We start from the raw sequence: 12,760 nt of genomic DNA on the forward strand, positions 1-12,760 counted from the left end.
AATCCCTGAACGGCGGAGAAGGCCTGTTCCGTCGGAAGGTCAGCCCGGCTTGCGGCGCATATGTCTTTCCAACCGACGCAGCAGCAGGGACAGCGTGACCGTCATCGTCAGGTAGAGGAAAGCGACGACGTTATAGGTCTCGAAATAGTGGAAGTTGCCGGCCGCGGTGACCTTCCCGAGCTGGGTGATGTCGAGCACGCCGAGCACGGAGACCAGCGAGCTGTCCTTGATCATGGCGATGAAGTCATTGCCCAGCGGCGGCAGGATCGTGCGGATCGCCTGCGGAAAGACAATGAAGCGAAAGCGATGCCAGCCATTGAGACCGAGCGCCTTGGCGGCCTCAACCTGCCCCTCATCGACCGAGAGCAGGCCGGCGCGGAAGACCTCGGCTATGAAAGCCGAATAGCCCAGCGTCAGCGCGACAATGGCGCGCCAGAGCAAGGAGAAGTCGCGCGTCCGGATCGTTTCCTGTCCCAATCCTTCCAGAACCCAGTTGATCGCTGCGACCATCCCCGGCGCAATGACGAACGCGACATAGAGAAGAAGCACGAGGATCGGCAGGCCGCGCAGGATCTCAGTATAGAAGCGCGCCAGCTCGCGCAGCAGACGGTAGCGCGAGAGGCTGGCGACGGCGAGGCCGAGCCCGATCAGGCAGGCCGAGGTGAAGGCCACGGCTGTCACGAAGAGCGTGATGCCGACACCGCGGGAGAGCGTGGTCAGGACCTGCCGGTAGAGATCGTCGGCAAGGATGCGATAGAGAAAGAAGGCGCCAAGCGCACCGGCGACGACCAGCCACCAGGGAAACTCTCTTTCGTCATTCTTGTTCCGGGGGATCATGGATGCCTTTCGGGAAGGGCGCGCAGCAGCCCGGCTCCGATAGCAAGAATTCCCGCCTGGCCGCAATGGCCACCCGACGCCCCGCGCCGGAATGTTGCAGGTGGCGCGCCCCGCCCAGAGCGTGGCGCGCCGGACAGGCTCAGCCGCCCATCTTGAAATCGAGGAACCACTTCTTGTTGAGCGCGTCGATGGTCCCGTCTTCCTTCATCTCGGCGATGGCTGCATTCATCGGCGCGACGAGATCCGAACCCTTGGGGAAGATGAAGCCGAAATCTTCCGTCCCCAAGGCCTCGCCGATGATCTTCAGCTTGCCTTCGGACGCGGAGACATAGCCATTGGCAGCTGTGCCGTCGGAGAGCGCGAGATCAATGTCGCCGGTGCGCAACGCCTGGATGGCAGCACCAAAGGTCTCGAAGAGCTTCATGCGCGGGTTCTGTTCATCGCCGTCCAGCACCGAATAGATGCCGACATAGAAGGGCGTGGTGCCAGGCTGGGCACCGATCAGCAGGTCTTCATTGGCGGCGAATTCGGTGTGGTCCGTGAAGCGGTCCTCGTCGCCGGCAACGATCATCCGCATCTCGGAGCGCAAGTAAGCGTCGGAGAAATCAACCTTCTCCATCCGGTCTTCGCGGATGGTGATACCGGTCATGCCAAGATCGTACTGGCCCTCCGAGACAGCCGGGATCATCGCATCCCAGGAGATGTTTTCGTAGACCACCTCGATATTGAGACGCTTGGCGATCTCTTCCATCGCGTCATATTCCCAACCTGCCGGTTCGCCCGTGTTCGGGTCAACGAATTGCAGCGGCGGATAGGCATTCTCGGTGACGACGGTCACCTCTCGCCCGCCAAGATCGGGCGTTTCGGCCAAGAGCGGGCCGGTGGCGAGCGTGACCAGCGCGGCAGCGGCGAGCGTTCTGACAAGATGCATCGAGGTTCTCCTTTTTTCTTCGCGCGCAGTATGGCCAGCCTTTGGAAAAGGTCCAGCTATGCTGGAGGATTCCGAGCATGGCAGATTTGCGCGTTACGCGATTCCCAGCCCGTTTCGTCGGTCTCCGGGCCGGAACGCCAGACGGGTTCACAAGATCCTGACTGCCGCGTCGAACGCACCGGCGGATCTTGAGTTTCGGATGCTGGTGAAGGACGCGCCCCGGTTCTGCAAGCACATCCGGCGTGTATGGATTGCAATCGGCCTTAGCCCTGGATGCCGCCGGCGACATCCAGCAGCGTGGGGAGGATCTTGTCCATGATCGTATCGATGTCATAGCTGAGGCTCGACACGGAGACCTGAACGGCGGCGTCTGCCCGCCTGTCGATATTCAGGATCGGGGCGGCAATACTGATCTCCTTCAGGATCATCTGATCCTGCGTGATGGAATAGCCATCGCGTGCGGCCTGCGCGGCGCTCTGCGCGATCTTGCTTCGATCCGTGATTGTCTTAGGGGTAACCTGATGGATCGACCAAGTCTCGAAGGCGGTTCGGGCCTCGGCCTCGGGCCATGTCGCCAGCATTACCCGTCCCGCCGTGCCCAGCGCATTTATCCGGCGCCCGATGAGACTGGCGGCGAAATGCATGCGCTGGTTTGGCAGGCGCAGCGAGTAGATGATGTGATCTCCGGAGATCTGGGCGAGGGTCCCGGTCTCTCTCATGACCACGATATCGACCAAACGTTCCGCAGCACTGGCTCTCATTCTGGCAACGACAGCGGCCATGCCGGCCGTCGCCGAAAAGGCGTCCGGCACGCTGAAAGTGGCCTTCACCAAGGAGCTTGAAAACGTCGACAGCTATTTCAACTCCTCCCGCGAAGGCGTTGTCCTGCAACGCGCGGTCTGGGACGGGCTGATTTATCGTGATCCGGACACGAACGAATATATCGGCAACCTTGCGACCAGTTGGGAGTGGATCGACGACACCACGCTGGAGTTCAAGCTGCGGGAGGGCGTCACCTTCCACAACGGCGAGCCTTTCAACGCCGATGACGTTGTCTACACGGTGAATTTCGTCGCCAAGGAAGAGAACGGCGTGAAGACGCAGCGCAATGTGAACTGGATGGACTCGGCCGAGAAAGTCGACGACTACACCGTGCGCATTCCCCTCAAGGACAAGTTCCCGGCGGCGATCGAATTCCTCTCCGGCCCGGTCTCCATGTATCCCGACCAGTACTATGCCGAGGCCGGCCCCTCCGGCATGGGGCTCAAGCCCGTCGGCACCGGCCCTTACAAGGTCGTCGAGGTCGTCCCCGGCCAGCATTTCGTGCTGGAAAAGAACCAAGCCTACCATGACAGCCCGAAAGGTCAGCCAGAGGTGGAGCGCATCGACATCCGTACCATTCCGGACGTGAACACGCAGATGGCCGAACTGTTCTCGGGCTCGCTCGACCTGATCTGGCAGGTTCCGGCGGATCAGGCCAACAAGCTGGCGCAGATGGACCAGTTCACTGTCGCCAATGAATCCACCATGCGGGTGGGCTACCTGCAGATGGACTCGGCGGGCCGCACGGAAGACTCCCCCTTTGCCGACCGGAAGGTGCGCCAGGCGGTCAACCACGCGATCAACCGTCAGGAACTGGTGGATGCCCTGTTGCAGGGCAAGTCCCGGGTCGTCTACACGCCGTGTTTCCCCAGCCAGTTCGGCTGCATCCAGGATGTGACCGAATATGAGTACGATCCCGAGAAGGCCAGGGTGCTGCTGGCGGAAGCAGGCTACCCGGACGGGCTCACGGTCGATTTCTACGTCTATCGCGACCGCCAATATGCCGAAGCCATCGCGTCCTACCTGAATGCCGTGGGCATCCAGACGGATTTCAAGATGCTGCAATATTCGGCCCTGCGCGAGCTGAACATGGACGGCAAGGTGGCGCTCTCCTTCCAGACCTGGGGCAGCTATTCGATCAACGATGCCTCGGCCATGGTCAGCCAGTTCTTCAAGCATGGTTCGCTGGACTATACCCGCGATGACGAGGTTCTGGAGTGGCTGGAGGTTGCGGACAGCGCGACCGACCCCGCGCAGCGCATCGAGTACTACACCAAGGCGATCCAGAAGATCTCGGGAGACGCCTACTGGGTACCAATGTTCAGCGACAACACCAACTATATCTTCACCGGCGACGTCGACTACACGCCGACGCCGGACGAAGTGTTGCGCTTCGTGGACATGACCTGGAAGTGAGCCGAACAACGTGAGGGGGCACGCCTCCCTCACGCTTCCATTGGCTTTGCGAGACGATCCCCCCTTCCCAGATGCACGGGCAACAGGCCCGCGGCCCGAGGTGCACCATGCTTCCATTCATCCTGAATAGACTGGGCCTTGCCTTGCTGGTGGCCTTCACGGTCAGTTTCATCAGCTTCTCGCTGCTATTCCTGTCCGGTGACCCGGCCGCAGCCCTGGCGGGCGAAACCGCCAGCGGCGAGGATATCGAGGCGATCCGACGCCTCTACGGGTTCGACCGGCCCATGCTCGTGCAATATGGCGAGTGGCTGTTCTCGGCCATTCGGGGCGATTTCGGCGAGAGTTACTATTTCAAGCTGCCGGTCTCCGGGCTGATCGCCGAGCGCCTCAAGGTGACCATGACGCTGGGGGTCTGCGGTATCGCCTTCGCGCTGCTGACCGCCGTGCCGCTGGGCGTGGCGGCGGCGATCCGACCGAATTCCATCATCGACCGTATCGCGCTGTTCCTGTCTGTCGCCGGGCAGGCTATGCCCTCCTTCTGGTTCGGGCTGATCCTGATCGTGGTCTTCGCGATTCAGCTCGGCTGGCTGCCACCCTCCGGCGCAAACAGCTGGCGCCATTTCATCATGCCGACCATCGTTCTGGGCTATTGCGCCATGCCCGCGATCATGCGCCTCACCCGTGCGGGCATGTTGGACGTGCTGAATTCCGACTTCATCCGCACCGCGCGGGCCAAGGGCGCCGGCGAAGGCCGGGTGCTGTTCAAACACGCCCTGCGCAACGCGATCATCCCCGTGGTCAGCCTCGCCGCTGTCCAGATGGGCTTCATGCTAGGCGGCTCGATCGTGGTCGAATCCGTCTTTGCCCTGCACGGCGCGGGCTTCCTCGCCTGGGAGAGCATTGCCCGCAACGACCTGCCGACCGTGCAGGCGCTGATCCTTGTTTTCTCGATGTTCTACATCGTCTTCACCTTCCTCGCCGACGTTCTCAACGCCTGGCTGGCCCCCCGCATGCGGAGCACCTGACGTGACTGACAGCACAGATCCCCTGTTCCGCGAAGTGCAGGGCCCCTCGCCTGCCGAGATGTTCAAGACCCGCGCGATGGTCCACAAGGGCCTTCTCTTCGGCCTCTCCGTGGTCGGGCTCCTCGTGCTCGTCGCGCTTTTCGCGCCGCTGCTGGCACCGCATGATCCCCACGCGCAGAGCCTGATGAACCGCATGGTGCAGCCGGTCTTCATGGGCGGCACATGGGACCACCCGCTGGGCACCGACCACCTTGGCCGGGGCTACCTGTCCCGGCTGGTCTATGGCGCGCGGGTATCGCTGATGATCGGCGCCGTGGCCGCGCTGATCTCGGGCATTATCGGCACGGCGATGGGGGTCGCGGCGGGCTATTTCGGCGGCTGGGTCGACACGGTCGTGACCTTCCTCATCAATGTGCGGCTGGCAATGCCGGTCGTGCTCGTGGCGCTGGCCGTCGTCGCGATCCTCGGCGGCTCGCTGACGGTGGTGATCTGCGTGCTGGGCCTGTTGCTCTGGGACCGTTTCGCGGTCGTCATGCGCGCCTCGACGCTGCAAGTCAGCCGCCGCGATTACGTCGCCGCGGCGCAGGTGATCGGCGCCTCCACGCCGCGCATCCTGCTGGCCGAGATCATGCCCAATATCTTCAACAACCTGATCGTGGTCATCACGCTTGAAATGGCCCATGCGATCCTGCTGGAAGCCGCGCTGAGCTTTCTCGGGCTGGGCGTGCAACCGCCAACCCCCTCCAGGGGGCTGATGGTCAGCGAGGGCAAGAACATGATGCTGTTCGAGCCCTGGCTGGTCCTGCTCCCGGGGGCCGTGCTGTTCGTGCTGGTGCTGGCGATCAACCTGATGGGCGACGGGCTGCGCGACGTGACGGCTCCCGAAGGACGGAACTGACCCATGACAGACACGATCCTTTCCGTGAAAAACCTCACGCTCGACATCCCCACCGGCAGCGGAATGCTGCATGCCGTGCGCGGGATCGACTTCGATCTCAACCGTGGCGAGACCCTGTCCATCGTCGGCGAAAGCGGGTCGGGCAAGTCGCTGACAGCGCTTGCGGTGATCGGGCTGCTTGGAATATCCATCCAGCGACGGGCCGATGCGATGCGTTTCGAGGAGGTCGATCTTCTGAAGGCGAACCGCCGCACCCTTCGCAATCTGCGCGGCAACCGCGTGGCGATGATCTTTCAGGAGCCAATGACCTCGCTCAACCCCGCCTACATGATCGGCGACCAGCTGATCGAGACCTTGAAACTGCACCGGACGGTCTCGACCGAGATGGCCCGCCAGCGGGCGCTGGAATTGCTGGAAAAGGTCGGCATCACGGCGGCCGAGAGCCGGCTGGGGCAATATCCGCACCAGCTTTCCGGCGGCTTGCGGCAGCGGGTGATGATCGCGCTAGCGCTGATGTGCGAGCCGGACCTGCTAATCGCGGATGAGCCGACAACGGCGCTCGACGTGTCGGTCCAGAGCCAGATCCTGAACCTGCTGGGCGAGCTGCGGCGCGAATTCGGCCTGACCTACCTGTTCATCAGCCATGACCTCGCGGTGATAGAGCATCTCGCGACGCGGGTCGCCGTGATGTATCTGGGCCGGATCGTCGAGGAGGCCTCGGTGGCGGACCTGTTCGACCGCCCGCGCCACCCCTATACCCGCGCGCTGCTGGGCTCGGTCCTGACGCCGGACCCGACGCAGGGTGTGCCCGAAACCGCGCTCGGCACAGCCTATCCCAACCCGATCGATCCGCCCTCTGGCTGCGCCTTTCACCCGCGCTGCCCCTTGGCGACCGCGCATTGCAAGACTGTCGGGCCGCGCCCGCTGCACAGCCCGACAGGCCGCGTGGAATGCCATCTGGAAGACCCCGAAAGCCCCTTGTTCAAAGGAGACACGGCGTGAGCGCATTGTCCCGAACCCAGCATGTCTGCAAGCATGTGATCCAGACCGCCGGCGGCGTTGTCGCGTCGCAGCACCGGCAGGCGGCGGAAGCCGGTGCCGAGGTCCTGTGCGCCGGGGGGTGACGCGGTTGATGCCGCCGTGGCGACCTCTTTCGCCATCGGTGTGCTGGAGCCGTGGATGAGCGGTCCGGCCGGCGGCGGCGCGGCGGTGCACTGGCGCGCCGGGACCGGCGAGGCCGTGGCGATCAATTTCGGCATGCGCTCCCCGAAGGCGCTGGACGCGGCCAATTACCCGCTCTCCGGCGAGGGCAAGGCCGATGATCTCTTCCCGTGGGAAAAGGTCGTGGAGGATCGCAATGTCGAGGGCGCGACCGCGATTGCCGTGCCCGGCACGGTGGACGGCATCGGACAGGCCCATGCCCGCTGGGGCCGCATTCCGTGGTCGGAGCTTCTCGCACCCGCCATCGCCCATGCCCGCGAGGGCATGCTGGTCGACTGGTACGCGGCGCTGATGATCGCCTCGACCGCCCGCAACCTCGCCCGCGACCCGGATGCCGCGGCGCTCTTCCTCGATGACAGAACCTGGCCCAAAGGCTCCGGCTGGACCGCCATCCCCGACAACCGGCTGGATCAACGGCGCCTCGCCGACACGCTGGAGCAGATCGCGCAGGGCGGCGCGCGCAGCTTCCATGAAGGCGATCTGGCCCGGTCCATCGCCTGCGACGTGCAGGACAAGGGCGGCTGCCTGACCGCCGAAGACCTCGCGGGGTACCGGTGCTGGGTGGGCGCGGCGATGCCCGTTCCCTATCGCGACGCGCTGTTCCACGTGCTGCCCGGCCTGACCGCCGGCCCGACCTTTGCCCGCACGATGGAGCTTCTGTCCACGGCGGACCTCTCCGCGCCTGTCACGGCCTATCCCGCCTATGCCACCGCCTTGCAGCAAGCCTATGACGAACGGCTCGGCAGCATGGGCGACGATGGCGAGGTGCCGCAGGCGCCCGGTTGCACCACGCATTTCTCGGTCGTCGACCGCGCGGGCAACATGGTCGCCCACACACAGACGCTGCTGTCGATCTTCGGCAGCCGTGTCGTCTCGCCCTCCACCGGACTGCTGATGAACAATGGCATCATGTGGTTCGACCCCGAGCAGGGTCGCCCCAATTCGCTTGGGCCGGACAAGGCCTGCCTGATGAATGTCTGCCCGATCCTCGGGACCGCCGGCGACCGGCGTTTCGCCATTGGTGCCTCGGGCGGGCGCAAGATCGTCTCGGCGGTCACCCAGCTCGCCTCCGCGATCGTCGATGACGGCATGGGGATCGAACGGGCCTTCCACCGGCCGCGCATTGACATGTCTGGCGGAGACCGGATCATTGCCGACGAGACGCTCGACCCCGCCACCCTCGACGCCCTGTCCGCCTTGCTGCCCACCAGCTCCACCCGGCGCACCGTCCTGCCCTATGCCTTTGCCTGCCCCGCCGGCGTGCTGCGCGAGGGTGGTTCCAATTCGGGATGCACTGAAATCATGTCGCCTTGGGGTGACGCCGTTCTCGAGGAAGACGCATGAGCCGCGACGCCGCCATTTCCCGCGTAACAGAGTATTTCGACGCCGGAACCTTCCAGTCTGACCTCTCCGCGCTCGTCTCCTATCGCAGCGAGATCCAGAGCCAGACGCCGGAGGCGCGGGCCGAAAGCCTGCGATACCTGCAAGAGGCCATGCTGCCCCGGCTCTCGGCCATGGGCTTCGCCTGCGAGATCATCGACAATCCGGACCCGAGCGGCGGCGCGCTGCTGATCGGGGAACGGGTCGAGGGCGACGACCTTCCGACGGTGCTGACCTATGGCCATGGCGACACGGTTCTGGGGCAGGAAGGCATGTGGCGCGAGGGGCTGGAGCCTTGGCGCATCGTCGAGGAAGGCGAGCGCCTCTACGGGCGCGGTACGGCCGACAACAAGGGGCGGCACCTGATCAATATCGCCGCGCTGGAGGCCGTCCTGGCGACGCGGGGACATCTCGGTTTCAACACCCGGATCGTGCTGGAGATGAGCGAAGAGGTCGGCTCGGTTGGCCTCGCGGAAATCTTCCGCAGCCACAAGAACCGGCTGACGGCGGATGTTTTGATCGCTTCGGACGGGCCGCGGCTGCAACCCGATGTGCCGACCATGTTCATGGGGTCGCGCGGCGGAACCACCTTCGATCTTCTGGTGGAAACGCATGACGGCGCGCATCATTCGGGCAATTGGGGCGGGCTGCTGGCCGATCCGGCGATCATCCTCGCCCATGCGCTGGCCTCGATCACCGATGCACGCGGCCAGATCAAGGTGCCCGCCTGGCGGCCCGACAGCCTGACCGACAGCATCCGCGCCGCCTTGCGTGACCTGCCCGTGACCGGTGGCGAGGGCCCCGAGGTCGCGCCCAACTGGGGGGAAGCGGATCTCACGCCAGCCGAACGCGTCTTTGGCTGGAACAGCTTCGCGATCCTCGCCATGGTCTCCGGTGTGCCCGAGGCCCCGGTGAACGCGATCTCTGGCTGGGCGCGCGCGACCTGCCAGTTGCGCTACGTGGTGGGCACGGACCCGGAGGCGATCCTCCCGGCGCTGCGTCAGCATCTCGACGCCGAGGGGTTCGCAAATGTGCAGATCAAGCCACATGACCGGGGCCTTTTCACCGCGACGCGGCTGGACCCGGAACACCCCTGGGCGCAGTTCGTCGGAGCGTCCATCCGGGCGACGGCGGGCGGGCTTCACGTCCTGCCGAACCTCGCGGGCTCGCTGCCCAATGACAGCTTCACCGACATCCTCGAGCTGCCGACGATCTGGATTCCGCATTCCTATCGCGGATGCTCCCAGCATGCGCCGAATGAACATGTCCTGAAACCGCTCTGCCGCGATGCGCTTCGCGTGATGGCCGGCGTGTTCTGGGATGTTGGCGCCACGGGCGGTCCGGGCCGACACTGACGTTTCTGACGCTGAGAGCTCTCGCAGGGGGCAACCGGCGAGAGCGACCTGCAGTCAAAACGGTGGCCGCCGTGTCACCGCCTCCTGTTTGAATCCGCGCCATGGAGCACAGCCACAGACTCGCACAAAAGCTCGTTTCAGCCGCCACAGACCGGACAATCCGCACGCGGTTTCAAGGCAATCTGCCGCGTCTCGCCATAGAGCGCGTCATAGATGAACATCCGCCCCCGGAGCGGTTCGCCGGCCCCGGACAGCAGCTTGACCGCTTCCACCGCCATCATCGTGCCAACCACCCCCGGCAGCGGCCCGAGCACGCCGGCCGCAGCGCAGGAGGGCGCAAGCTCGGGCGCTGGCGCCGCAGGGAAGATGCATTGATAGCACGGCGCGTCATGGGCCGGATCGAAGACCGAAAGCTGCCCTTCCCATTGGCTCAGCGCGCCGGAAACCAACGGGATTCCCGTCGCAACGGCAATCCGGTTGACGAGATAGCGGGTGTCGAAATTGTCCGTACCATCGAGGACGAGATCATAGTCGGAAAAGAGCTCCGCCGCGATCTCTTCTGTCAGCTCCCGGTGATAGGGCTTCAACGTTATGAAGGGATTGCGGGCTGACATCGCGCGAACAGCGGAGAAAACCTTGGGCTCGCCGATATCCTCCTCGCGATGGGCAATCTGGCGTTGAAGGTTCGAATTGTCCACCTCGTCACCGTCGATCACGCCGATGGTCCCGACCCCGGCCGCCGCAAGGTACAGCAGCGCGGGGGAGCCGAGGCCACCAGCACCCACCACGAGCACTTTCGCCTCTTTCAGACGCTTCTGTCCCGGTCCGCCCAGCTCGCGCAGCACGATATGACGGGCATAGCGCTCCAGCTCGCCCGCCTCGAAAGCACCAACCTTCGCCGGAATTGCGGGTTCGACCGGCTCGGCCGGCTGCGCGCGCGCCTTGAGCCAGGACAGGCCCCGCGCGTAGATCAGTGCCAACACGGCGAAGCCGCCGAGAAGGAGCCAGGGCGCAGGCGAGCCGCCCGTCGCCTCGCGCAGCGGATGGCCGCCGGGTAGAAGGCTCTGCTCCAGCAACACGACGGTGTAGAGCGCACCGATCATCCCCCAACGCGCACGCTTCGTGGCGCCCATGAAATGGCCCAATCCCCAGAGGCCGGCCGCGATCAGCAGGACAAGCATCATGTACCCTGCCCCTCCCCGTCGAGATAGTTCCGCCCTGCCGGGCCGCGATATTTTACGGTCAGTTCTTCCGGCACTTCCGAGCCGTCGAACAGGAATGGCAGGATGCCCTTGCGTCCGGAGGCGTCACGCCCCGCCTCGATCTGTGCATCCGATCGCGTCACCCTTTGCGACATCCGCCGGCCCCAGCCTGCGAGCTGTTCATAGAGCCGGTCGCGGATCTCTGCATGGGACGCGCTCGCGCCGAGATCGTGGAATTCTTCCGGGTCGGTCTCAAGATCATAGAGCATCGGGCGAAAGCCGCCCTCGGCATGGATCAGCTTGTAGCGCCCGTCGAACACCATGAACAGACGCGCATCCGTCGGCGAGACGCCAAGCGTGACGCAATGCCCGGACGAGGCATAGTAATATTCACTCACGACAAACTCGCGCCAATCGGGCTGCTCCCCATGCAGCCAGGGCAGCAGCGAGCGGCCTTCGACGACATGCTCAGGCACGTCCCCCCCGGCCGTTTCGATGAAACTCGCGGCCAGGTCGATGGACTCGACCAGCGCATCGCAGGTTGTCCCACGGGTCGCGTCCGCCTCCGGGCGCGGGTCATAGATGATCAGCGGGATCTTCACCGAGGGATCGTGGAACATGTCCTTCTCGCCCAGCCAGTGATCGCCGAGATAGTCGCCGTGATCCGAGGTCAGCACGATCATCGTGGTCTCCGCCTTTCCCGTCGCGTCCAGGTGATCGAGCAACACGCCGAGCTGGTCGTCGCACTGCTTCACAAGCCCCATATAGGCCGGGATCACCTTGCGGCGAACCTCCTCACGCTGGAACGCCTCGGCCACGCTCGACCCCATCCAGGCGTCGAGCAGCGGATGCGGGTCCTCCCGCTCGCAGGCATGGCGCGTTGCCGGGAGGACATGCTCGGGGCCATACATGTCGTGATAAGGCGCGGGCACGATATAGGGCCAATGCGGCTTGATATAGCTGACATGGGCGCACCACGGCCCCTCGGCCTGGTCGATAAAGGCCATCGCCTCGCGGGTCAGCCAGGGTGTCTCGCTGTCCTCTTCGCGGATATTGGCCGGCTTGTCGGCATTGTCGAACATCCAGCCAGAGGCAACCTCGCCATCCGCGTGCAGCCCGGCATTGGCGAAACGTGCCCAGGGGTTGTCGGCCGGGTAGCCTTTCGATTTCAGGTATTCGTTATAGGGCGATGTTTTCGGATCGTAGAAACCGTCCGGCCCCTCGCCCCAGAGCCCGTCATCGCGGATCCAGACATCGAATCCGCACTCAGCCTGCCGTCGCCCGATCTTGCTCGCAGGGTCGATCCCGAGCCGCTCCAACCCGTCGTGATCGGCTTGCATATGCGTCTTGCCGATCAGCCAGCAGCCCATCCCCGCTTGCCGCAGATGGTCGCCCAGCGTCTGCTCGCCAACGCGCAGCGGGTAATTGTTCCAGGCCGCGCCGTGGGAGGCGACATAGCGCCCGGTATAGATCGACATCCGCGACGCACCGCAGATCGGCGATTGCACGTAAGTATTGGTGAAGCGGCCCCCGCGCGCCGCGACCCGGTCGAAATTCGGCGTCTCCAGATGTGGGTGCCCGGCGCAGGAGAGGTAATCGAAGCGCAGCTGGTCATACATAACGAAGAGGATGTTCATCTTCTCCGCGTCTGTCGATTGCCCGTCCTGCATCGC

Annotated in this window: 10 protein-coding genes and 1 pseudogene; 6 read left to right on the plus strand and 5 right to left on the minus strand. The window is 64.5% G+C overall.

Going from position 1 to position 12,760, the window contains the following annotated elements; all coding sequences use genetic code 11:
* Positions 1-39: 39 nt before the first annotated feature.
* The 3 genes from R3X27_RS05070 to R3X27_RS05080 all read right to left on the minus strand — a co-directional run bounded on the left by R3X27_RS05070 (position 40) and on the right by R3X27_RS05080 (position 2,487).
* Positions 40-837: an amino acid ABC transporter permease gene (locus R3X27_RS05070; protein WP_317707742.1), complete on the minus strand. Its 798-nt coding sequence runs from the start codon at positions 835-837 to the stop codon at positions 40-42.
* A gap of 139 nt (positions 838-976) precedes the next feature.
* Entirely contained in the window at positions 977-1,768 is a 792-nt protein-coding gene (locus R3X27_RS05075; protein WP_317707743.1) for a transporter substrate-binding domain-containing protein, read from the minus strand.
* A gap of 263 nt (positions 1,769-2,031) precedes the next feature.
* Positions 2,032-2,487 (minus strand): IclR family transcriptional regulator C-terminal domain-containing protein, encoded by a 456-nt coding sequence (locus tag R3X27_RS05080; protein WP_317707744.1) that lies wholly within the window; start codon positions 2,485-2,487, stop codon positions 2,032-2,034.
* Here R3X27_RS05080 and R3X27_RS05085 point away from each other — a divergent pair.
* From R3X27_RS05085 to R3X27_RS05110, 6 genes and pseudogenes are all read left to right on the plus strand, one after another.
* Entirely contained in the window at positions 2,486-4,006 is a 1,521-nt protein-coding gene (locus R3X27_RS05085) for an ABC transporter substrate-binding protein (RefSeq protein ID WP_317707745.1), read from the plus strand. The genes R3X27_RS05080 and R3X27_RS05085 overlap by 2 nt on opposite strands.
* Before the next feature lie 107 nt (positions 4,007-4,113).
* Complete coding sequence (locus R3X27_RS05090) at positions 4,114-5,031, plus strand: ABC transporter permease (RefSeq protein ID WP_317707746.1); 918 nt, start codon at positions 4,114-4,116, stop codon at positions 5,029-5,031.
* Between the two features lies 1 nt (position 5,032).
* The gene (locus R3X27_RS05095) at positions 5,033-5,929 is read left to right on the plus strand and encodes an ABC transporter permease (RefSeq protein ID WP_317707747.1); all 897 of its coding nucleotides are present in this window, start codon (positions 5,033-5,035) and stop codon (positions 5,927-5,929) included.
* 3 nt (positions 5,930-5,932) lie between these two features.
* Positions 5,933-6,931 carry an ABC transporter ATP-binding protein gene (locus R3X27_RS05100; RefSeq protein ID WP_317707748.1) on the plus strand — a complete coding sequence of 333 codons (999 nt, stop codon included), beginning with the start codon at positions 5,933-5,935 and terminating at the stop codon, positions 6,929-6,931.
* Positions 6,928-8,494: pseudogene (locus R3X27_RS05105) on the plus strand (gamma-glutamyltransferase). Before R3X27_RS05100 ends, R3X27_RS05105 begins: the two are co-directional and overlap by 4 nt.
* Complete coding sequence (locus R3X27_RS05110) at positions 8,491-9,885, plus strand: M20 family metallopeptidase (protein ID WP_317707749.1); 1,395 nt, start codon at positions 8,491-8,493, stop codon at positions 9,883-9,885. The pseudogene R3X27_RS05105 and the gene R3X27_RS05110 overlap by 4 nt, the downstream one beginning before the upstream one ends.
* Before the next feature lie 137 nt (positions 9,886-10,022).
* Here R3X27_RS05110 and R3X27_RS05115 read toward each other — a convergent pair whose 3' ends face one another.
* Both R3X27_RS05115 and R3X27_RS05120 read right to left on the minus strand, forming a co-directional pair.
* Positions 10,023-11,069 carry a HesA/MoeB/ThiF family protein gene (locus R3X27_RS05115; RefSeq protein WP_317707750.1) on the minus strand — a complete coding sequence of 349 codons (1,047 nt, stop codon included), beginning with the start codon at positions 11,067-11,069 and terminating at the stop codon, positions 10,023-10,025.
* A complete protein-coding gene (locus tag R3X27_RS05120; protein WP_317707831.1) occupies positions 11,066-12,724 on the minus strand; it encodes a sulfatase-like hydrolase/transferase in 1,659 nt (552 codons plus the stop codon). The genes R3X27_RS05115 and R3X27_RS05120 overlap by 4 nt, the downstream gene beginning before the upstream one ends.
* Between the last annotated feature and the right edge of the window lie 36 nt (positions 12,725-12,760).

Origin of the sequence: Tropicimonas sp. TH_r6, assembly GCF_033101155.1 — a bacterium.
In the GTDB taxonomy this organism is placed as follows: domain Bacteria; phylum Pseudomonadota; class Alphaproteobacteria; order Rhodobacterales; family Rhodobacteraceae; genus Tropicimonas.